This is a genomic window from Bacillus zhangzhouensis (assembly GCF_000715205.1).
Taxonomy (GTDB): Bacteria; Bacillota; Bacilli; order Bacillales; family Bacillaceae; genus Bacillus; species Bacillus zhangzhouensis.
Genome location: NZ_JOTP01000006.1, coordinates 120,559 through 142,948, shown reverse-complemented (window position 1 = coordinate 142,948; position 22,390 = coordinate 120,559). Strand labels below are relative to the sequence as shown.

Here is a 22,390-nt window from a genome sequence, read left to right as displayed (position 1 = left end):
ATGACTGTGAAACAAGAACTTCTCTACGAAGGCAAAGCGAAAAGAATCTATCAGACCGATGACGAGCATATTTTATATGTCGAATATAAAGACTCTGCTACAGCATTTAACGGTGAAAAGAAAGCGGAAATTGAAGGCAAAGGCAGACTGAATAACGAAATTTCTAGCTTGATTTTTCAAATGCTACATGAGAAAGCGATCAACAATCACTTTGTGAAACGCCTATCTGAAACAGAACAGCTCATTCAAAAGGTAGACATCGTACCGCTTGAAGTCGTTGTGCGAAACGTGGTGGCAGGCAGTATGTCAAAGCGTCTTGGGATTCCAGAGGGAACGAAACTGGACACACCTTTGATCGAGTTTTACTACAAAGATGATGCACTTGGTGATCCGCTCATTACAGAAGATCATATTCGCATTTTACATGCAGCGACACCTGAGCAGGTCGAGGAAATGAAACAAATCACAAGACAAGTGAATGAAGAATTGAAGCAAATCTTCTCAGATTGCCATGTGAATTTAATTGATTTCAAGCTTGAATTCGGAATAGATCACGAGAATCGTATTTTGCTAGCTGATGAGATTTCACCTGATACGTGCAGGCTTTGGGACAAAGACACAAACGAAAAGCTTGATAAAGACGTGTTCAGACGAAACCTGGGCGGCTTAACAAATGCATACGAAGAAATTTTCAAAAGACTTGGAGGCCATAAACATGTATAAAGTGAAAATTTTTGTCAGCTTAAAAGAGAGCGTTCTTGATCCACAAGGAAGTGCCGTGCAGCACGCTTTGCACAGTATGTCTTATCAGGAAGTAAAGGATGTCCGTATCGGGAAATATATGGAGCTAGTCATTGAGAAATCAGAACGTGATTTAGATACAGTGGTCAAAGAAATGTGTGAAAAATTGCTTGCCAATACGGTGATTGAAGATTACCGCTATGAGGTGGAGGAGGTTGTCGCACAGTGAAGTTTGCAGTGATCGTCTTGCCTGGCTCTAACTGTGATATCGATATGTACCATGCGATTCAAGATGAGCTAGGTGAACAAGTTGAATATGTATGGCACGACGAAACAAGTCTTGACCGATTTGACGGTGTACTCGTACCAGGCGGTTTCTCTTATGGGGATTACTTAAGATGTGGTGCGATTGCTCGCTTCTCTAACATCATGCCGGCGGTTAAAAAAGCAGCTGAGGAAGGAAAACCTGTTCTTGGTGTTTGTAACGGGTTCCAAATTCTTCAGGAGCTTGGCATTCTTCCGGGTGCGATGAGACGAAATAAAGACCTGAAATTTATCTGTCGTCCAGTTGAACTCATTGTAGAGAACAACGAAACGCAATTTACAAGCGGCTATCAAAAAGGCGAATCCATTACGATTCCTGTAGCGCACGGTGAAGGCAACTTCTACTGTGACGAGGACACTTTAGCGAAGCTCATTGAACGAGGCCAAATCGCTTTCACATACGGAGACGATATTAACGGCAGTGTCAATCGAATTGCAGGTGTAACGAATGAAGAGGGCAATGTACTCGGCATGATGCCGCACCCTGAGCGCGCAGTTGATTCATTACTAGGCAGCGCCGACGGACTTAAATTGTTTCAATCTATCGTGAAAAATTGGAGGGACACTCATGTCACTACTGCTTGAACCAAGTCACAAGCAAATTAAAGAAGAGAAATTGTATCAGCAAATGGGATTGAGTGATGAAGAATTCGCTTTAATCGAATCCATTATTGGCAGGCTGCCAAACTACACAGAAACAGGCATTTTTTCTGTGATGTGGTCAGAGCATTGCAGTTATAAAAACTCGAAGCCTGTTTTAAGCAAATTCCCGACAAAAGGAGAGCATGTTCTTCAAGGTCCTGGGGAAGGCGCTGGAATCGTTGATATTGGAGACAACCAAGCGGTTGTATTTAAAATCGAATCACATAACCATCCATCTGCGATAGAACCGTATCAAGGAGCGGCAACAGGTGTCGGCGGAATTATCCGTGATGTATTCTCCATGGGTGCGCGTCCAATTGCTGTACTAAACTCTCTTCGTTTTGGTGAACTGACTTCACCGCGCGTGAAGTACTTGTTTGAAGAAGTAGTGGCAGGGATCGCAGGCTATGGAAACTGTATCGGAATTCCTACAGTCGGCGGAGAAGTTCATTTTGATCAAAGCTATGAAGGCAATCCGCTTGTGAATGCGATGTGTGTTGGATTAATCAACCATGAGGACATCAAAAAAGGGCAGGCCAAAGGTGTTGGCAATACGGTCATGTACGTCGGTGCCAAAACGGGACGTGACGGAATTCACGGTGCAACATTTGCCTCTGAAGAATTTTCTGATGGATCAGAAGAAAAACGTTCAGCTGTTCAAGTGGGCGACCCATTCATGGAAAAGCTATTACTTGAAGCATGCCTTGAAGTCATCAAAAACGATGCGCTCGTTGGCATTCAAGATATGGGAGCGGCTGGCTTAACAAGCTCAAGTGCGGAAATGGCCAGTAAAGCAGGTTCTGGTATCGAGATGAACCTAGATCTCATTCCGCAGCGTGAAACAGGCATGACGGCATACGAAATGATGCTGTCTGAATCGCAAGAGAGAATGCTTTTGGTCATTGAAAAAGGCCGTGAACAAGAAATCATTGATATTTTTGAAAAATACGATCTAGAAGCTGTATCAGTCGGTCATGTGACAGATGATAAAATGCTTCGTTTACTCCATCAAGGCGAAGTGGTTTGTGAGCTTCCTGTTGATGCACTAGCAGAGGAAGCACCGGTTTATCACAAGCCGTCAAGTGAGCCTGCATACTATCGTGAGTTCTTAGAAACAAAAGTCGAAGCACCTGACATTACAGATGCAGCACATACGTTAAAGCAGCTCCTTCAGCAGCCAACGATTGCAAGTAAAGAATGGGTTTACGATCAATACGACTACATGGTACGAACAAATACAGTCGTTGCACCGGGCTCTGATGCGGGTGTTTTAAGAATCCGTGGAACGAAAAAAGCGCTAGCGATGACAACAGATTGTAACGCACGTTATCTCTACCTTGATCCAGAGGTTGGCGGGAAAATCGCCGTCGCAGAAGCAGCACGTAACATTGTCTGCTCAGGCGCTCGTCCTCTTGCAGTGACAGATAACCTGAACTTCGGTAACCCAGAGAAACCAGAAATTTTTTGGCAAATTGAAAAGTCTGCTGACGGAATTAGCGAAGCATGCCGCACGCTAAGCACACCGGTGATCGGTGGTAACGTCTCTTTATATAACGAATCAAATGGAACAGCGATTTACCCAACACCAGTCATTGGGATGGTTGGTTTGATTGAAGATACAGCTCATATTACGACTCAATCGTTCCAGCAGGCAGGCGACGTGATTTTCGTCATTGGTGAGACGAAGGAAGAATTCGCAGGCAGTGAGCTTCAAAAGATGACAGAAGGCCGCATCTACGGAAAAGCACCAGAAATTGATTTGACTGTCGAGCTTGCGCGTCAGGAAGCTCTTCTAGCGGCGATTCAAAACGGACTTGTTCAATCAGCGCATGATGTATCTGAAGGTGGTCTTGGTGTGGCACTTGCTGAGAGTACGTTTGGAACAGACGGCCTTGGTGCTGATATCCAAATCGATTTAAACAGCCAAGCTTCATTATTCAGTGAATCGCAGTCACGTTTTGTTGTGACCGTTAAGCCAGAACACAGCGAAGCGTTTACTGCGGCTGTAAAGGATGCAAAAGAAGTCGGAACGGTCACAAATGATGGTGTATTTACCGTCAAAAATCAAGAAGGACAACAATGGATTCATGCAGCGGTCAACGAGCTTGAACGCGCATGGAAAGGAGCGATCCCATGCTTGCTGAAATCAGAGGCTTAAACGAAGAGTGTGGTGTCTTTGGGGTTTGGGGACACGAAGAAGCCCCTCAAATCACATATTACGGATTGCATAGCCTTCAGCACCGAGGACAGGAAGGTGCGGGAATCATTGCAACAGATGGTGAAAACCTGACGTCACACAAAGGCCTTGGACTGATTACGGAAGTCTTTCAAAACGGTGAGCTAAAGGATTTAAAGGGAAGAGGAGCGATCGGACACGTTCGTTATGCGACAGCAGGCGGAGGCGGCTTTGAAAATGTGCAGCCCCTTTTCTTCCGCTCGCAAAATAACGGCAGTCTTGCCCTTGCTCATAACGGGAACTTAGTGAATGCAACGCAATTAAAGCAGCAGCTTGAGAACCAAGGGAGTATTTTCCAAACATCCTCTGATACAGAGGTGCTGGCTCACTTAATTAAGCGCAGCGGGTATGTTGAATTGAAAGAGCAAATCAAAAACGCCCTGTCTATGCTTAAAGGAGCATATGCTTTCTTAATTATGACCGAAACAGAAATGATTGTGGCGCTTGATCCGAACGGCTTACGTCCACTTTCACTTGGTATGCTTGGGGACGCTTATGTTGTCGCTTCTGAAACATGTGCATTTGATGTCGTCGGCGCAACATATTTACGAGATGTGGAGCCTGGCGAAATGCTGATCATTAATGATGAAGGGTTGAAATCTGAACGCTTCTCTATGAGCATTAACCGCAGCATGTGCAGCATGGAATATATTTATTTCTCAAGACCTGACAGCAACATCAATGGCATCAACGTGCATAGCGCGAGAAAGAATCTTGGCAAGAAGCTTGCAGAAGAAGCCCATGTGGAAGCAGATGTTGTCACAGGCGTACCAGACTCTAGTATTTCTGCAGCGATTGGATATGCCGAAGCAACAGGCATTCCGTATGAGCTTGGTTTAATTAAAAACCGATATGTCGGCCGGACATTTATTCAGCCGTCCCAAGCATTGCGCGAGCAGGGCGTACGTATGAAGCTGTCTGCTGTGCGCGGGGTTGTCGAAGGAAAGCGTGTTGTCATGGTGGACGATTCCATCGTACGCGGAACAACGAGCCGCCGAATTGTGACGATGCTAAGAGAAGCGGGTGCAACAGAAGTACATGTACGCATTAGTTCACCGCCAATCGCTCATCCGTGTTTTTATGGAATTGATACGTCCACACACGAAGAGCTGATTGCTTCTTCTCATTCAGTTGAAGAAATTAGACAGGAAATCGGTGCAGACTCCATTGCATTTTTATCTGTAGACGGTTTAATGGACGGGATTGGCAGAAAGTATGATGATCCGCAGTGTGGTCAGTGTTTAGCATGCTTTACTGGAAAATACCCGACTGAAATTTATGAAGATACTGTCCTTCCGCATGTGAAGGAAACAGTCCTGACGAAATAATCGAATAATGGAGCAGCAGTCAAGATGATTTGATATGCTGCTCTTTCATTCTGCCGAAAATACATGGAAGAAAAGCAGATAAAAGGAGTGAATGGGATGTCAGAAGCATATAAAAACGCCGGTGTCGACATCGAAGCAGGATACGAAGCCGTCAAGCGAATGAAAACACACGTAGAACGTACAAAAAGAGCAGGAGTCATGGGTGCTCTAGGCGGATTTGGCGGTATGTTTGATTTATCTGAGCTGTCATACAAAAAGCCTGTTCTTGTCTCAGGAACAGATGGTGTTGGCACAAAATTAAAGCTCGCTTTTTTAATGGATAAGCACGATACAATCGGTGTAGATGCCGTCGCTATGTGTGTCAATGATGTGCTGGCACAAGGAGCAGAGCCGCTCTTTTTCTTAGATTATTTAGCTGTCGGAAAAGCAGATCCTTTGAAAATTGAATCCATTGTCAAAGGGGTGGCTGACGGCTGTGAGCAATCAGGTTCGGCGCTTGTCGGCGGAGAGACAGCAGAAATGCCAGGTCTTTACACAGAAGATGAATATGATATTGCTGGTTTTTCTGTAGGCGTCGTTGAAAAGGATGAAATCGTGACAGGAGACAGTATCAAAGAGGGACATTTGCTCATCGGACTCAGCTCAAGCGGAATTCATAGCAATGGCTATTCTCTTGTACGTAAAGTATTGCTGGAAGACGCTGGTCTTGACCTTCATCAAACGTATGCACCTTTTACAAGACCGCTCGGAGAAGAGCTGCTTGAACCGACGAGAATTTATGTGAAGCCTGTGCTCAAACAAGTGAAAGCCGGTAAAATTGACGGCATGGCACATGTGACGGGCGGCGGTTTTATTGAAAATTTACCACGTATGCTGCCTGAAGGACTTGGCGTTGAAATTGATAACGGCTCATGGCCAGTACCGCCTATTTTCTCCTTCATTCAAGAAAAAGGACTGTTGAAGTCAGAAGAGATGTTTAATGTGTTTAATATGGGCATTGGCTTTGTCTTAGCTGTAAAAGAGGATCGTTTAGTTGATGTGATCAGCGGACTTGAACAAGACGGAGAAAAAGCATTTCTCATCGGGCGTGTTCAAAAAGGAGAAGGTGTCACATTCGGCGGTGGAAGCCTCTCATGAAGAAGTTTGCGATCTTCGCCTCTGGAAGCGGGACGAACTTTCAGGCCATTATTGATACGTTAAAAGAAGAACAGTGGCAGGCAGAGGCTGCCATTGTGATTTGTGATAAGCCAGGTGCGAAGGTGCTAGAGAGAGCGGAGAAAGAGGGCATTCCCTCATTCGCTTTTACGCCGAAGGCTTTTCCAAGCAAAGCCGCTTTTGAACAAACCATTATTGAACAACTGAAACTACATGAAGTGGAATGGATTTTCCTCGCTGGGTATATGAGATTAATTGGCCCGACATTACTTGAAGCATTCAGAGGGAAAATCGTGAATATCCACCCATCCTTGCTGCCAGCATTCCCAGGGCTTGATGCCATTGGACAAGCCTATCAAGCAGGAGTCAAAGTGGCAGGCATCACCGTCCATTATGTTGACGAAGGCATGGATACGGGCCCGATTATTGACCAAGCAGCGATCCATATAGAACAAGGCGAAAACCTTGAATCAATTGAAAAAAGAATGCATGAACTAGAACACACACTATATCCAAAAGTGATCAAATCACTTTTAGAATTATCTTAATGAGGTGACAAAGGCATGACGATCAAACGCGCATTAATCAGTGTTTCCGATAAAACGAATCTTGTACCTTTTGTGAAAGCATTAACAGAACTTGGTGTTGAAGTGATTTCAACTGGAGGTACACACAAGCTTCTTCAAGAGAACGGCATTGATGTGATTGGTATTTCTGAAGTGACTGGATTCCCAGAAATCATGGACGGACGACTCAAAACACTTCATCCAAACATTCATGGTGGACTATTGGCAGTGAGAGAAAACGATGAGCACATGGCACAGATTGAAAAGCACGGCATTCAGCCGATTGATCTTGTGGTCGTGAATCTCTATCCATTCAAAGAGACAATCTTAAAAGACGATGTGACGTATGAAGAAGCGATTGAAAACATTGATATTGGCGGACCGGGCATGCTTCGTGCCGCTTCTAAAAACCATCAGGACGTAACAGTCATAGTGGACCCTCGTGATTATGATTCAGTCGTTCAGCAAATCAAAGAAGGCGGCGTGTCGCTAGAGAAAAAACGTCAGCTTGCGGCAAAGGTATTCCGTCATACAGCTGCTTACGATGCCCTCATTGCGGATTATTTAACGAACTATGTTGGCGAAACGGAGCCAGAGCAGTTCACCGTCACGTTTGAGAAAAAACAATCCCTCCGTTATGGAGAAAACCCGCACCAAGCGGCTACTTTCTATGAAAATGCTCTTCCAAGCAAAGGCTCATTGGCAACAGCGACACAATTACATGGAAAAGAACTTTCCTACAACAATATCAAAGATGCTGATGCCGCTCTCCAAATCGTACGTGAATTTACGGAGCCAGCAGCTGTCGCTGTGAAGCACATGAACCCATGTGGCGTCGGTACAGGAGAAAACATTGCAGAAGCCTTTGACCGTGCATTCAAAGCAGATGAAACATCTATTTTTGGTGGCATTGTTGCGCTCAACCGTGAAGTAGACAAACAAACAGCTGAAGTGCTTCATACGATTTTCTTAGAAATTGTCATCGCACCATCATTTAGCCAAGAAGCACTTGAGGTGTTAACAGCGAAAAAGAACCTTCGTCTATTAACACTCGATGTCGAAGCTGATCACGCGAAGAAAGAAAAGCAGCTAACTAGTGTACATGGCGGACTACTCGTTCAGGATATCGATACTTACGGCTTAGACGAAGCAACGATCTCCATTCCGACGAAAAGAGAACCAACAGAAGACGAATGGAAAGATTTAAAGCTTGCATGGAAAGTGGTCAAGCATGTGAAATCAAATGCGATTGTCCTTGCGAAGGATCAAATGACAGCAGGTATTGGTGCTGGTCAAATGAACCGTGTCGGCTCGGCTAACATTGCCATTGAGCAAGCAGGTGAAAAGGCAAAAGGCAGTGCACTAGGTTCTGATGCATTTTTCCCAATGGGCGATACAGTGGAAGCTGCTGCAAAGGCAGGCGTAACAGCGATCATTCAGCCAGGCGGATCGATTCGTGATGAAGAATCGATTCAAAAGGCAGATGAATACGGCATTGCCATGGTCTTCACTGGCGTTAGACATTTCAAACATTAAGGGGATGACAGTGTGAACGTATTAATTATCGGCAGAGGCGGAAGAGAGCATACCATCGCATGGAAAGTGAATCAAAGTGAACTTGTCAGCCAAGTATTTGTCGCACCCGGCAATGATGGAATGACAGACGCTGCAAAGCTTGTACCGATTGACGAAGGCGATCATGAGGCGTTAATTCATTTTGCAAAAGAAAACGAGATCGGTTTAACAATTGTCGGTCCAGAGGTTCCTTTAATTGCAGGTGTGGTTGATGCATTTGAAGAAGCAGGTCTAAAGGTATTTGGACCAAATGCAAAAGCTGCGGTCATTGAAGGCTCAAAGGAATTCGCAAAGGACTTAATGAAAAATTACGATATCCCGACAGCTGCTTACGCCACCTTCACATCGTTTGAAGAAGCAAAAGCATATGTGGAAGAAAAGGGTGCGCCGATTGTGATTAAAGCAGACGGTCTCGCAGCAGGAAAAGGCGTGACAGTCGCCATGACACTTGAAGAGGCGATCGACTGCCTACATGACTTTTTAGAGGATGAAAAGTTTGGTGATGCGAGTGCATCTGTTGTGATTGAGGAATTTTTAACAGGGGAAGAATTTTCTCTGATGGCTTTTGTCAATGGAGAAAAGGTGTACCCAATGGTGATCGCACAGGATCACAAACGGGCTTTTGAAGATGACAAAGGGCCGAACACGGGCGGTATGGGGGCTTATTCACCGGTTCCGCAAATTTCAGATGAAGTGGTGCAAAAAGCGGTGGAAGAAGTGGTGAAGCCGGCGGCTCGTGCGATGGTGCAGGAAGAACGTCCGTTTACAGGCATTTTATATGCAGGCTTAATGCTAACACCAGAAGGCTCAAAGGTCATTGAATTTAATGCACGCTTTGGCGATCCTGAAACGCAGGTTGTTCTCCCTCGTCTAGAATCAGATTTAGTTCAAGTATTCCTCGATATTCTAGATGGAAAAGATGTGGACTTACAGTGGAAAGACACTGCGGCTGTCAGTGTGGTTCTTGCATCAGAAGGGTACCCGGAGGACTACGCAAAAGGCACACCAATCGGTGCTTTGCAAACGACTGTGTCTGATGTTGTAACCTTCCACGCAGGAACAAAAAAGGAAAACGATCAATTCGTCACAAATGGTGGCCGTGTAGCGAATGTGACTGCATTTGACGACACATTTGAAGCGGCAAGATCAAGAGTGTATGAAGCGGTTGAAGAAATCATTCAACCAGGGCTATTTTATCGCCGTGACATTGGCGCCCGTGCGCTGAAGGCAGCGGGGAAAGCTTTGTAAGCGAGCATTCTGCCATAAGTGTATAGAAAAAACACCTTTAGTTTGTGTGTAGAGAAGTCATCTACTGCAATTCGAAGGTGTTTTTTCGTTTTGTTTTTAAGGGTGTTCTTGCTTTTTGTGAGCTTTTTGCAGTTTATCGATTAATTGGAGCATGAACCTCATTCCTTTCGAACCGTATCCAAAATGATTAAAGGTTCCAATGAGATAGGCCTCTGTTGCAGGGTGATAAAACATAAATGAGCCGGTTGAACCTGCATTCCCCCAAGAATTTAATTTGGCTGGCATGAAGATTGGCACCGTTTTTATATTCATCACGCCATATCCATAATCAATTCCTAAAGTGAACTTCCCTGGATCACTTTTCATTTGGTCCATGGTCTCTTTCTTTAACAGTTGATGGTGAACGAGTGCTTTTAGGAATTTGAACAGGTCACTTGTAGTAGAGACGATGCCGCCACCAGCAAATACAAAGCTCATACTTTGATAATGCGTAATGTCTGTATGACGAACAGACAATTTCGCTATGTCAAATGGATTTTTTTCTAATGGTTCCATCCGAATGTAATGTGAATGAACCATGCCTAATGGGTCAAAAATATGGCGTTTGAGCTGCTCATGATAGGGCATGTTCGTGATGTGTTCAAGGATGAGTCCTAAGAGATGGTATCCTGTATCGGAATAATGGAAGCCTTTTTCGGGAGGGAAATGAGAGTTCATATGTTCCTTCGCCCAATTAAGTACTTCGATTGGCGTCCATTCTTTTTCGGGATTTTCTAGTATCTGTTCAATCATAGACTTGCCATGTAACGGCTTATCCTCTAAGAAGTCATGTAAACCAGAGGTGTGATTTAATAAATGCTTGATTTTTATTTCGTTCGTATAATCTTTGCCTTTATATATGTGCAGATTTTCTAACACATCTGCTTGTATGTATCGCGAGATGGGATCATCGTATGAACATCGGCCCTGTTCAACTAACTGTCCGAAGAGAACAGCGGTAAACAATTTGCTCACACTTGCGATATAATAAGGCTGTTCGGGATGTATTGCATCATTGCCAGTAGCTAGACGGATGTCAGCATCAAGCTTTTCTGAATGAACAAGTAAATACGCATTATGAATGTTTGAATCTTTTTCTACTTTCTTCTTGAATAATTGTTCAATCTCTCTTTGGACATTTATCGAACCCATTCGACCATCTCCTTCTATTTTCAGCCTTTTTGTATCAAAGTGCAGCAGTACTCGTATCTTTACCCATATGATGTAACGGGTCATTCGACTTCTATAGAAGCAGGTTGGGTACACCTGTCAAAGAATGCCCTTGTTGAAGCGTTTACATATCACTAGCGACTGTTGCCTACAAGATCCATATGTAAAAAGGATCACAACGATGTGCTGTCTGAGAGCGCTACATATGATATTTCTTCTTCATTATAAAACAAAAGAAGCGATCACACTCTTTCAACAAAGTAAATAAAGGGATACAATGAGATAAAAGGAAATGAATGGTGGTTAAAACGTGGTTATTAAAACATATATCATTGGTGTATTAGTCATGCTTATTTTATTTCTCATAGCCATAAATAACGTCATGTTGATTGCCATTAAGCAGAATAAATTGAAAAAAGGCTTAGCCATTAGTTATATGATCATTTCAATTTCTTCTGGCATTGCTATTTCTTCATTTTTAATTTGGAAGTTTTTCATTAGCTAAGAGAGGAATGAGTGTATGGTGCAATTGAAGAAACTTGCAAACGAACGTTTTTCTGCCTTGATCTGTATTGATTCATTTAATGAGCGAATTCGTTTGGATGACTATAGCGGCAGGGTGCGGGATGTGATTCAGTCCGTTCTTCAGGAAGCAGCGGACTGTAAGGCTTCTAAGGTCATTGTAAAAGTAAGGCGTGAGCATATGTCTCTTTTCTTAGAGAAAGGCTTTCGACTTGAAGGGGTGTTTTCTCATTATTTCCTGGGAAGTGATGCGTATGGAATGTCGCTTTTTCTGACGGAAGATCGGATGAACAGCCTCTATTGGCTGAAGGAAGATGAAATGGTTGCGTCTATTCAAGCGAAGCGAGTGAAAAAAGATCAAATCGCATGGCAGGATGAGTATGTGATGAGGAAAGCCGGTCCAGAGGATGTGCACAAGCTGGCAAAGCTCTATGATACTGTCTTTGAAACGTATCCCACGCCCATGAACGAGCCAGATTACATCCAAAAGGCGATGGAGGAAGGGACTATTTTTTATGCCATTGAACATGACGGACACATTGTGAGTGCGGCATCCGCCGAAATCAATGCACCGTATGGACATGCGGAATTAACAGATTGTGCGACCCTTCCAACATACAGAAAACTAGGATTCATGCATCATTTGATTCTAGCACTCGAAAAAGAACTCCAGTCGATGCATATCTATGTCTTTTATTCTCTTGCACGTGCACTTTCCTACGGAATGAATCAAGTGTTTTATCAGCTTGGGTATACGTATACCGGGCGCTTCCAAAACAACTGCTATATTTTCGATAAAATTGAAGATATGAATCTATGGGTGAAAACGCCGAATGAATCATGAAATGGTTCTCATCTGATCAAGCAGGCCAGATAGGCGGTACGCCATAATACTTAGCTGCAGCTTCATCCGATCATCAGTGGATTTGAGGCTACAGCCTGTTCTTGTTTCAATTTGTTTCAATCGATAGCTTAATGTATGCCGGTGAATAAACAATTCCCCCGCAGATTTTTGAATATTTTCATTGTGTGCTAAATACACTTCGAGTGTATGGATCAGATCAGCCCCTTGTTTTTTCGTATAAAGCAATGGGCTTAACAGCTCCACGTAAAAATCGTGCAAATTCATTCCGGCTTCGTTCATTTCAAGGAGCATGCCATATAAGCCGAGCTTCTGATAATGAATGATGCTCTCGTCTGTCTTTAGAAGAGGAAGAAGCCTTGCTGCATACTGGGCTTCCTTTGCACTTTTTGCAAACAGAATGATCTGGTCATAGGCTCTCCCAATGCCAATCACAATCGGATGGACGGGGAAAAAATAAGACCAAGTGCTCCGGCATTCCTCTGATGCGCCATACCACTCCGTTTCTTGAAATGCTTTCTTTCCCGCTGGTGTCAGCACAAAAACGGAATCAAGCCTTGCCTTTAGTAAAAAAGGAATATGTCTGCGTTCAAATATCGATGTGAGTAATTGAGATAGGCGCTGCACCATCTGATGATCGAGCTGTGTGTGCTGATGCTGAAATTGAAAGTAGATGACAACTTGTTCATCACTCATATCATATTGAAGCTTTCTTGCTTGTTCGATCACATAGCTTTCTTCTGTGTATTGCTGCTGCAACATATCATCTAACAAATGACCCTGCATTTGATTTTCTGTATCTTGGATGGCCTTTTGTTTTAGCCATTCAATCGCATACACCGCCCCGGCATGCTCAATGGCAATCGCATCGAGATGATGCCACGCCTCCTTTTTCTTTAAAGACACAATAAACCCGAAAATATCGCCCATCGCAATCACTGGGCATGCAGCGAGGACAAACGCACCGCACGTGTCATAGACGAGCCGCCCTTTCTCCTCTGCCTGCTTAAGAAGAGATGTTGTTTCAATTGGTTCACGATCTGTCAGAAAGCCAAAGGCAGGAGAATACGTCACTTCATCCTTTACAAGATGAGCCGCTTTTTGATGCAAAAAGACATCGAGCACGACGATGTTCGCCATAGTGAGATGTGCCAGCTCATCCGTAATTTGCGTCACATTTTTATTGCTCACATTTAATTGGGTCAGTCTTTGATGAATCGCTGAAGAATATTTGAGTTGATGGAGCTGACTGCTGACGATTTGCTCTAGGATGGCTTTTGTAATGTCTGAGAAATTGACATGTGAAGGAATCTCAATAAGCGGAATGCCGCTGCTTTTGGCCGCTTGAATCAGTGATGCTGGGATCTCCGTTAAGTACACGCCTTTATAAATCGCAATGGCTGATAGACGATGAGATTGAATCAATTTTTCAAGCCGTATGCGTCTTTCCTTATTTTCTGCAAGCCCAAATCCGGTTGTGACGAGTAGTTCCCCTTCTGAAACCCTGGAAGTGTCCTCAATAATTTCCACGATGGTTACCCACTGAATGAGGCGATCCAGTCCATTTTCTCCAGCAAGCAGTTTTGTTTCCTTCATCATATCGAGCGAGAGTGCGTCTTTGACGAGAATCGCCATAGACTCATGACCTCCTTTTGAACACTTTTATACACGATGTATAAAAAATGTGTGTGAAATTCGGGCATGTGGCGAATGGAGGATGACTGCCCTCTTGATTAAGCTAATCTTATAACAAGTATACAAAATTTTCTTGCGATTCATGTGAAAAGAAAGATGCAGCTGCTGACGAGAGAGGGAGGAATGGCAAAGTGGAGACTCGGAATTACTTAATCAAACCGATGTTGAATCAGGATTATCCTGTGGCTGTGAAAGGAGAGGGGATTTATTTATATGATCGGGACGGAAAAAAATATGTAGATGGTTCATCGGGTGCAGTCACGGCGAGTATTGGACATGGCATACAAGACATCATTGATGCCATGACAGAACAAGCAAAAAAAGTGAGCTTTACGTACAGGTCACAATTCACAAATGAACCAGCGGAAGAACTTGCCTATGAATTGAGTACGCTTTGCCCAGGCAATCTGAACTGGTCTTTTTTTGTAGGAAGCGGATCAGAGGCAACAGAGACAGCGATGAAAATCGCGATACAGCATTGGCAGGAGCAGGGAAAGACTGAAAAGAATCACATCATATCAAGATGGATGAGTTATCACGGCATCACGCTTGGTGCGCTGTCAATGTCAGGTCATATTGCAAGAAGAGAACGCTTTGAACCACTGCTTGAAAAACACCCGGTGCTGTCTCCGCCGTATAGCTATCGGTCATGGCTGCCAAAAGAAGAAAGCAAACAGGTCGAGTGGTATGTTCAGGAATTTAAAACCGTCATCCAGCGTATAGGAAAAGAGAGGATTGCAGCCTTTATTGCAGAGCCAATTGTTGGAGCAGCGGGAGCGGCACTTGTGCCGCCAGACGGATATTTTGAGGCGATGAAGCGAGTCTGTGAGGAAAACGACATTTTAATGATTGCAGATGAAGTCATGACAGGCTTTGGACGAACTGGGAAAATGTTTGCCATGGAGCACTGGGGCGTCGTACCAGATATCATGGTTCTCGGGAAAGGAATGAGTGCCGGCTATTCACCGATTGCGGCAACCGTATCAGCAGACCACGTAATCGCACCGATTCTCAGTGGGTCAGGGTCTGTGATGTCAGGTCACACGTATAGTGCCAATCCGCTTTCAGCAGCCGTCTCACTGGCTGTCATTCGATATTTGAAAAAACATCAGCTTCCTGAACGAGCTGACCTGTCCGGTCGATATTTAATGAATGCCTTAAAGGATTTGCAAACAAACCATTCCATCATCGGAGAAGTGAGAGGAAAGGGACTGCTGATAGGCATTGAGTTTGTCGCAGATCGATTATCCAAAACACCATTTCCTCCACATGCACAGATGACCAATCTAGTCGTTGAGACGGCAAAGCAAAATGGATTACTCGTTTATCCAGCAAGCGCTGGAGAGGATGGAGTGGGAGGTGCAGCTGTCATGATTGCACCGCCGCTTTCTATTACGCAGCAGGAGATGGATGAACTCATTCATCTATTCGGGCAGACCATCACGCAGGTCGAACAAGAAGTCATCAATCGAGGGTTTTTCCCATCTGCTATGTAGGGAGGAAAGAATATGAACAAAACAGCGAGCTTTGATGAAGTGATCACGCGATTTAAAGATGGTATGACCATCATGTTTGGCGGGTTTGGCGGCGTGGGTTCTCCGCCATCATTGATAGATGCCATTTTAGAAGCAAATATCAATGAACTGACATTGATCGGAAATGATGCAGGCTTCCCGCAAATTGGTGTTGGCCGGCTCATCACAGAAGGGAGAGTCAAGAAAATCATTGCTTCTCATATTGGTTCAAATCCCATTGCCGGGCAGAAAATGCAGGCAGGTACATTAGACGTTCTCTTTTACCCGCAGGGCATCCTAGCAGAAAAGATCAGAGCAGGCGGGATGGGGCTAGCGGGCATTGTGACAGATGTCGGCATGGATAGCCTGAATCTCGATGAGAAACAATTGGTTCCACTCAATGGAAAGAATTATATTCTTGAGCCTGCGCTGACAGCGGATGTTGCCATCGTGAATGCCTTCAAAGCAGATGAAGCAGGAAATTTAATTTTTGATAAAAGTGCACGGAATACAAATCCGATTGTAGCGATGGCAGGAGACTGGACCATTGCGGAAGTAGAAGAGATTGTGCCGGTTGGCGGGCTTCACCCAGAAGAAATCGTAACACCAGGTGTATTTGTAAACCAAATCGTGCAATCAAAAGGAGTGAACTGGACATGGGCATGGGAGACATCGATTTAAGACACCGCATTGCCAAACGAGCGGCGCAGGAAATTGAAGATGGCATGATCGTGAATCTTGGGATCGGCATCCCGACCCTTGCGGCCGAGTACATCCCAGCGCATTACCGGGTGTGGCTGCATGCAGAAAACGGCATTATGGGGGCAGGGGCTTCCCCTGTGCAAGGTGAAGAAGATCCGAATTTGTGTAATGCCGGCGGTTTCCCCATTACGTTAACAAAAGGCGGCTCATACATGGACAGCACGACTGCTTTTGGCATCATTCGAAAAGGCATGCTGGATATGACGATTTTAGGTGCACTTGAAGTAAGTAGTCAGGGTGACCTTGCGAATTGGATTGTGCCAGGTAAAAGAGTACCTGGAATGGGCGGAGCAATTGAGCTGGCGCAAAAAGCGAAAAAGGTTGTGGTGGTGATGAGCCACCTTGATAAACACGGACAATCAAAGGTGAAATCGGCCTGTACGCTGCCCTTAACCGCTAAATCTTGTGTGGATTTGATTATCACGGATATGGCGGTCATTGAGGTCAAGTCGCAGCTGCTCATTTTACGTGAAGTCATGCCGCCGTTTCAGCCGGAAGATGTCATGAGGGCGACGGAGGCACCCCTCATTTTAGCGCCTGATGTCAAATCTGTTGTATAGAAAGGATGACCGACTTGCAGCCAATTACACGTATCAGAAGCTGGATGAGAGAGCACCAGGATGAAGCCATTACGCTTCTAAAGCAAATGGTGCAATGTGACAGTACCCAAGGAAATGAACAAGAAGTACAGCAAATCGTGGCAAATAAGCTGTCAGCCATTGGCTTTGATGTAGACGTATGGGAAATCGGCGGCGATGACTTGCTGAAACATCCTTATTTTTATTCCCCTCGCCGTTCTTTTAAAGGAAGTCCCAATGTCGCTGGACGATTGAAAGGGAAAGGGGACGGCAAATCCATCTTATTAAATGGCCATGTCGATGTTGTCCCAGAAGGAGATACAAATCAATGGACATATCCGCCATACAGCGGGCATATCATAAACGGGAGACTTTATGGACGCGGGGCAACAGATATGAAAGGCGGGAACGTTTCTTTACTCTTCGCACTGGAGGCGCTGCATGCGCTTCAAATTCCGCTGAAAGGAGATGTGGTGTTCCATAGTGTGGTCGAAGAGGAAAGCGGCGGGGCAGGCACACTTGCATCGATACTGAGAGGGTATACAGCAGATGCTGCCATCATTCCCGAACCGAGTCATATGAAAATCTTTCCGATTCAGCAGGGGTCTAAGTGGTTCAGACTGCATATGAAAGGAAGGGCCGCTCATGGCGGAACAAGATATCACGGCGTCTCCGCTATTGAAAAAAGCACCATTGTCCTTTCACATATAGCGGCACTAGAAGAAGAAAGAAATCGGCGAATCACCGAGCCGCTGTTTCAGCATATCCCCATTCCGGTCCCGATCAACATTGGGAAAATTCAAGGCGGTGATTGGCCGTCCTCTGTAGCAGACCTTGTCACAATGGAAGGTAGACTCGGCGTGATGCCGGGCGAGACGGTTGAGCAGGCAGAGAAGGAACTAGAAAACTGGATGGCAGGACTCGGGGAAAAGGATGAATGGTTCCAAGATCATCCTGTAGAGGTCGAATGGTTTGGTGCAAGGTGGCTTCCAGGGTCAATCGATGCGGATCACCCGCTTCTAGGTCTATTGAAGGAACAATATGAAGAGGTATTAAAGCAGCCGCCAAAGGTTGAAGCCGCTCCTTGGGGAACAGATGGCGGATTACTGTCACAGGCGGCGGGTATCCCGATCATTGTGTTCGGACCTGGAACAACGGAGCTTGCCCATTATCCGAATGAATCCATCGACATTGAGCATGTGATCGAAGCAGCAGAAATTATTGCTGGTACGATGGTGAAATGGTGTGAAGTAGCGGAGTGATGAGATCACAAAAAAGAAGGCTGTCTCACTCAGCCTTCTCTTTATGTGTGTCCTGCTGCTCACACATATAAGTCACTGGACAAAAACGAAGAATGCCAGATGCCAGTTTCATACCGCCAAACATGATGCTGAAAAGCAGCATTTTACTCCATGGTTTTCTAGCATACAAGGACCCAGCCACAGTACATATTGTCATTCCGCAGGCAATTCTAATGAGCGCTTCCATTAAGCCAAGGTTAGGTTTCATTGAAGGTGAATCTCCTTTTTTAAATTATTTTAAGTGTGATTTCAAGAAATTGTAACGTTTCATTAATGCGTAACGTGGTTCGTTATGTTACGATAGGGCTAATACAAATGAAGGAGAGTATGTGAATGTCCGAACGTACTTTTAATTGGAGAAACAATGACATCCGCACACAAATCGATGTAGTCGACTCAAAAATAGTTCCAACACTCCTTTTAACGAATGGACTCGTGCTAAACCCGTTTTTGAAGCAATGGGTGAAGGCAAATATTTGGATACATGATGATCGAATTGTATATGTCGGAGCAGAGCTTCCTCAAAATAAATCAACTAAACGTGTAATCGATTGTGAAGGGAAATACATTGTGCCAGGGTATATTGAGCCTCACGCGCATCCGTTCCATATTTATAATCCCCAATCACTTGCAGAATATGTGTCTCAATTTGGCACAACAACGATGGTCAGCGATAACTTATTTCTTCTTTTGCAGAGCAATGAAAAGAAAGCGCTTTCCACTCTGTGTGAATTAAAAAAGCAGCCATTTCAGTATTTTTGGTGGTCTAGATACGATCTTCAAACCGAAGTCAGATATGAAGATGAAATGCTTCCGATCAACTATCGCAAGGAATGGATTGATCATCCTGACGTCCTTCAAGGCGGTGAATTAACAAGCTGGCCAAGATTGATGGACGGTGATGATCTCATTTTATATTGCATGCAAGAAACGAAGAAGCAGAGAAAACGAATTGAAGGGCATTTTCCCGGAGCTTCTGAGAAAACGCTAACAAAAATGAAGCTGTTTGGAGCAGATAGTGATCATGAAGCAATGAATGCGGATGATGTGCTAAAACGCTTGTCTCTTGGCTACTATGTCTCACTGCGGCATTCTTCCATTCGCCCAGATTTAGTGACCATTTTAAGAGAACTGCATGAGCGTGACTTTAGGCACTATGACCACTTTTTCTATACAACTGATGGCGCTGCCCCTCATTTTTATGAGGAAGGTATGATTAATCGTTTAATTTCCATTGCCCTTGAAGAAGGTGTGCCCACGATTGATGCGTACAATATGGCGACATTTAACATTGCGAAATACTATCAAATTGATGACTTGTTAGGCGTTGTCGGACCAGGTCGATTGGCTTCTTTGAATATTTTAGATGATCCGATGAACCCAAATCCTGATTCGGTTATTTCTAAAGGCGTTATTCTCAAATTAGAAGGTGAGAACCAGCATCAATTCAAAGAAACAAAATGGGAAAATGGCGGGCTTGTTCCACTAGACTTAGGCTATGACCTGACGATGAGCGATTTGCAATTCTCAATGCCTCTTGGTGTAAAAATGAGAAATGCCGTCATCATGGAGCCATATACAGTGGAGATTGATAACTCTGTCAACCAGCTGACATGTGACCATGATCAAAGCTTCTTTAGCCTGATTGATCGAAAAGGCGAGTGGCGTGTGAATACAATGCTAAAAGGTTTTGCAAACAAAGTGCAAGGCTTTGTCAGCTCATTTTCAACGACAGGTGATATTTTAGTGATCGGGAAAAATAAAGATGATATGATGCTGGCTCATAAGCGAATGAAAGAGATCGGCGGGGGGATCGTGCTCACAGAGAACGGGAAAATTTTGCACGAAATACCGCTGCAATTATCAGGCTGTGCATCGGCTGAACCGTTTGAGACTGTTCTTCAGCAGGAGCAAACGTTACGGGAGCTGCTCATTGAGCGCGGGTATCCATTTGACTGCCCAATTGATACACTCGTCTTTTTCCAAAGTACACACTTGCCATATATTCGCGTGACACCAAGAGGAATATTTGATGTCATGAAAAAAACTGTACTCTTTCCGTCTATAATGCGTTAAAATATAACAGAGTGGAGCTGTATCATCTTTGTCACATTTCTGACTGCTGTTATAGGGCAGAAGTGAGCAATGGATCTCTTTGCTGCCATATAAGGTGAGATCATCTTATATGGAGATGCTACAAAGCAGAGGGCTTTGACATGACGAGTGAAGTGCCCTAATTGTAAAATGAATCTGTCGGTTACGCTGGCCGACCAACATATTTTGAATGATCGAGCAAGGCGGGACGCATGTTTGTTGTCTCGCCGGGCTTTCCACACATACTGTTTTTTGGGCAGACCTAATCGTGCAGAAGTGATCTAGATATCGGAAGCAAACAAGTTTGTCAGATTGTCGTACAAGAAATATGACAAAACTTGTCGAATTTGTTTACGATAAAGAAGCTTCGGCTTACGAAAGAACCTGACGGCATTTTCAGCGTAGAACCAAACCTGTCATGATTCGTTCAAAGCTCATTGCTGAGGTTGAAAAAAATGAGTCAGGAAAGATACCGCTTTCTCGGAAAAATGTAGTGCGAAGTGGTGTGCCAATAGAAAAGGAGAAGATGTATAAAGATGCAAATTGATAAATTAAGGGGCAAAAGCTTAGATCAATTATTCAACTCCATCTTATCCCTTAAAGACCTGGAAGAATGCTATCGATTTTTTGATGATTTGTGTACCATCAATGAAATCCAATCATTATCACAGCGTCTTGAAGTAGCGCGTATGCTTCGTGAGGGAAATACGTATCATAAAATCGAAACGGAAACAGGTGCGAGTACAGCAACCATCTCACGTGTCAAGCGCTGCTTGAACTACGGAAATGATGCCTATACGATGGCACTTGACCGCGTAGCAGAACAGCAGGCAAATGACGAAACAAAATAAAGCAGTTTTCACTGTAAACAATCCTTTTCAACAAGAATGGAGTTGTTTACAGTTTTTTTATGAAGAGTGCTGAAAAGACAAGCAAGGACTGGCTTGAAAGAAGCAACAAACGGGTCATTTAACCGAATAACTTTATCAGAAGGTTGTGGAGAAGAAAAAATGAGATTCAATGCTTTGATACCAGAGTTATCTGTAACAGACATCGAAAAGTCTAAATGGTTCTATATAGAATTGCTTGGTTTTAAATTGGAATATGAGCGTGAAGACGATAAATTTATATTTGTTTCGTTGGAAGAGGAAACACAAATGATGTTAGAAGAAATCAATGGCCATTGGGACACTGGGGAGTTAAAACACCCATTTGGACGGGGAATCAATTTTCAAATAGACATTGAAGACGTACAGCCTGTCATTGACCGTTTAAGAAAGCAAAACATTCCACTATTCAGAGAGCCAACTGTTAGCAAATATAAAAGTAATGATACTACGTTTATACAAAAGGAATTTCTTGTTCAAGATCCTGATGGATATTTACTTAGGTTCTCGCAAGAAATGGCAGGTTAACATGAAAGTCTCTTCCATAATAGGGCGCGATTGTTGAATAAGTAAAATTAAGAGTGGCTGCGGCTACTCTTTTTTATTTTGAGATACATGAGTAACAGATACAAAAAATTGACTATTGCCGAAAAGGACAACGGTTATTTTTAAATTTGTGTTACTGCTCGTAATCGGTCGAGGGAAAGGCTTGGCATTAGTCAACGGTAAATGTCTGACTGACCAACGGGAAGGAATTTAAGGAGTTGACTAATTTCGCCAAACCCGAACCCTCTTGTTTTTATTTTAGCTCGCCTATAAACCAGAGATGCCATATTCGTCTGCGATGATGTCTTTAAAACCTATGGTTTGCCTATCCTTTGGCACAGATAACCCCCATTCCCTTTGAATGTATCTCGCATCGGAAAGAGGCAGCCATCTCTGATCATCATCATGTCTATTGAAAAAGTCTTTAATATAGGAATCTCCTTTAAACACAATGATTTGTGATCCCCATCATTCAGTGGCATCTACTGCAACCATGACACGATATACTTCTCCATCAAGTGGCTTCAAATCAATGAGGTGTTCAGCTCTATTTAGCAGTGTTTGAATGGACAATCGCTTGATTTTTTGAGGTGTTTTGCTTGAAT

Annotated in this window: 21 protein-coding genes and 1 pseudogene; 18 read left to right on the top strand and 4 right to left on the bottom strand. The window is 44.0% G+C overall.

The features are described 5' to 3' along the window. The 9 genes from purC (at position 1) to purD (ending at position 9,815) form a co-directional block, all read left to right on the top strand. Positions 1–723, top strand: a complete 723-nt coding sequence (gene purC, locus BA70_RS07545; RefSeq protein ID WP_034320264.1) for a phosphoribosylaminoimidazolesuccinocarboxamide synthase — start codon at positions 1–3, stop codon at positions 721–723. Then, positions 716–970 (top strand): phosphoribosylformylglycinamidine synthase subunit PurS, encoded by a 255-nt coding sequence (purS, locus tag BA70_RS07540; RefSeq protein ID WP_008344293.1) that lies wholly within the window; start codon positions 716–718, stop codon positions 968–970. Before purC ends, purS begins: the two co-directional genes overlap by 8 nt. After that, a complete protein-coding gene (gene purQ, locus BA70_RS07535; protein WP_034320262.1) occupies positions 967–1,650 on the top strand; it encodes a phosphoribosylformylglycinamidine synthase subunit PurQ in 684 nt (227 codons plus the stop codon). The genes purS and purQ overlap by 4 nt, the downstream gene beginning before the upstream one ends. Beyond that, positions 1,634–3,865 (top strand): phosphoribosylformylglycinamidine synthase subunit PurL, encoded by a 2,232-nt coding sequence (purL, locus tag BA70_RS07530; RefSeq protein WP_034320259.1) that lies wholly within the window; start codon positions 1,634–1,636, stop codon positions 3,863–3,865. Before purQ ends, purL begins: the two co-directional genes overlap by 17 nt. After that, positions 3,841–5,271 (top strand): amidophosphoribosyltransferase, encoded by a 1,431-nt coding sequence (gene purF / locus BA70_RS07525; protein ID WP_034320258.1) that lies wholly within the window; start codon positions 3,841–3,843, stop codon positions 5,269–5,271. Before purL ends, purF begins: the two co-directional genes overlap by 25 nt. A 96-nt stretch (positions 5,272–5,367) precedes the next feature. Beyond that, positions 5,368–6,408 (top strand): phosphoribosylformylglycinamidine cyclo-ligase, encoded by a 1,041-nt coding sequence (purM, locus tag BA70_RS07520; RefSeq protein ID WP_034320256.1) that lies wholly within the window; start codon positions 5,368–5,370, stop codon positions 6,406–6,408. Continuing rightward, on the top strand, positions 6,405–6,974 hold the full coding sequence (purN, locus tag BA70_RS07515) for a phosphoribosylglycinamide formyltransferase (protein ID WP_034320253.1): 570 nt from the start codon (positions 6,405–6,407) through the stop codon (positions 6,972–6,974). Before purM ends, purN begins: the two co-directional genes overlap by 4 nt. Positions 6,975–6,989: 15 nt before the next feature. Then, positions 6,990–8,528 carry a bifunctional phosphoribosylaminoimidazolecarboxamide formyltransferase/IMP cyclohydrolase gene (gene purH / locus BA70_RS07510; protein WP_034320251.1) on the top strand — a complete coding sequence of 513 codons (1,539 nt, stop codon included), beginning with the start codon at positions 6,990–6,992 and terminating at the stop codon, positions 8,526–8,528. 12 nt (positions 8,529–8,540) lie between these two features. Then, positions 8,541–9,815: a phosphoribosylamine--glycine ligase gene (gene purD, locus BA70_RS07505; RefSeq protein WP_034320248.1), complete on the top strand. Its 1,275-nt coding sequence runs from the start codon at positions 8,541–8,543 to the stop codon at positions 9,813–9,815. 96 nt (positions 9,816–9,911) lie between these two features. Here the strand turns inward: purD and BA70_RS07500 are convergent, their stop codons facing one another. Then, entirely contained in the window at positions 9,912–11,006 is a 1,095-nt protein-coding gene (locus tag BA70_RS07500; RefSeq protein WP_034320245.1) for a serine hydrolase domain-containing protein, read from the bottom strand. A 328-nt stretch (positions 11,007–11,334) separates the two neighbouring features. On the opposite strand from BA70_RS07500, the gene BA70_RS07495 reads away from it, so the two are divergent. Both BA70_RS07495 and ablB read left to right on the top strand, forming a co-directional pair. Next, a complete protein-coding gene (locus BA70_RS07495; protein WP_034320243.1) occupies positions 11,335–11,529 on the top strand; it encodes a hypothetical protein in 195 nt (64 codons plus the stop codon). 15 nt (positions 11,530–11,544) lie between these two features. Further along, positions 11,545–12,390, top strand: coding sequence for a putative beta-lysine N-acetyltransferase (gene ablB / locus BA70_RS07490; protein ID WP_034320240.1), 846 nt, complete (start codon positions 11,545–11,547; stop codon positions 12,388–12,390). Here the strand turns inward: ablB and BA70_RS07485 are convergent. After that, positions 12,385–14,043, bottom strand: coding sequence for a PucR family transcriptional regulator (locus tag BA70_RS07485; protein ID WP_034320237.1), 1,659 nt, complete (start codon positions 14,041–14,043; stop codon positions 12,385–12,387). The genes ablB and BA70_RS07485 overlap by 6 nt on opposite strands. A 191-nt stretch (positions 14,044–14,234) precedes the next feature. Between BA70_RS07485 and BA70_RS07480 the strand changes: the two genes are divergently transcribed. Genes BA70_RS07480 through BA70_RS07465 form a run of 4 tightly spaced genes read left to right on the top strand, consistent with a single transcriptional unit; the run spans position 14,235 to position 18,219 of the window. Beyond that, positions 14,235–15,599: an aspartate aminotransferase family protein gene (locus BA70_RS07480; RefSeq protein WP_034320234.1), complete on the top strand. Its 1,365-nt coding sequence runs from the start codon at positions 14,235–14,237 to the stop codon at positions 15,597–15,599. Positions 15,600–15,611: 12 nt separating this feature from the next. Continuing rightward, the gene (locus BA70_RS07475; protein WP_034320231.1) at positions 15,612–16,298 is read left to right on the top strand and encodes a CoA transferase subunit A; all 687 of its coding nucleotides are present in this window, start codon (positions 15,612–15,614) and stop codon (positions 16,296–16,298) included. Next, positions 16,274–16,939: a 3-oxoacid CoA-transferase subunit B gene (locus BA70_RS07470; protein WP_034320229.1), complete on the top strand. Its 666-nt coding sequence runs from the start codon at positions 16,274–16,276 to the stop codon at positions 16,937–16,939. Before BA70_RS07475 ends, BA70_RS07470 begins: the two co-directional genes overlap by 25 nt. 14 nt (positions 16,940–16,953) lie before the next feature. Next, positions 16,954–18,219: a peptidase gene (locus BA70_RS07465; protein WP_034320226.1), complete on the top strand. Its 1,266-nt coding sequence runs from the start codon at positions 16,954–16,956 to the stop codon at positions 18,217–18,219. 25 nt (positions 18,220–18,244) lie between these two features. On the opposite strand, the gene BA70_RS07460 is transcribed toward BA70_RS07465, so the two are convergent. Then, positions 18,245–18,466: a YgaP family membrane protein gene (locus BA70_RS07460; RefSeq protein WP_034320223.1), complete on the bottom strand. Its 222-nt coding sequence runs from the start codon at positions 18,464–18,466 to the stop codon at positions 18,245–18,247. Positions 18,467–18,591: 125 nt separating this feature from the next. Between BA70_RS07460 and BA70_RS07455 the strand changes: the two genes are divergently transcribed. From BA70_RS07455 to BA70_RS07445, 3 genes are all read left to right on the top strand, one after another. Further along, positions 18,592–20,334 (top strand): adenine deaminase C-terminal domain-containing protein, encoded by a 1,743-nt coding sequence (locus tag BA70_RS07455; RefSeq protein WP_034320220.1) that lies wholly within the window; start codon positions 18,592–18,594, stop codon positions 20,332–20,334. Positions 20,335–20,888: 554 nt separating this feature from the next. Continuing rightward, positions 20,889–21,203, top strand: coding sequence for a YerC/YecD family TrpR-related protein (locus BA70_RS07450; RefSeq protein ID WP_003214053.1), 315 nt, complete (start codon positions 20,889–20,891; stop codon positions 21,201–21,203). Between the two features lie 93 nt (positions 21,204–21,296). Continuing rightward, positions 21,297–21,767: a bleomycin resistance protein gene (locus BA70_RS07445; protein ID WP_427281649.1), complete on the top strand. Its 471-nt coding sequence runs from the start codon at positions 21,297–21,299 to the stop codon at positions 21,765–21,767. Positions 21,768–22,052: 285 nt separating this feature from the next. Here the strand turns inward: BA70_RS07445 and BA70_RS20970 are convergent. After that, positions 22,053–22,367: pseudogene (locus BA70_RS20970) on the bottom strand (DUF3916 domain-containing protein). Positions 22,368–22,390 lie beyond the last annotated feature (23 nt).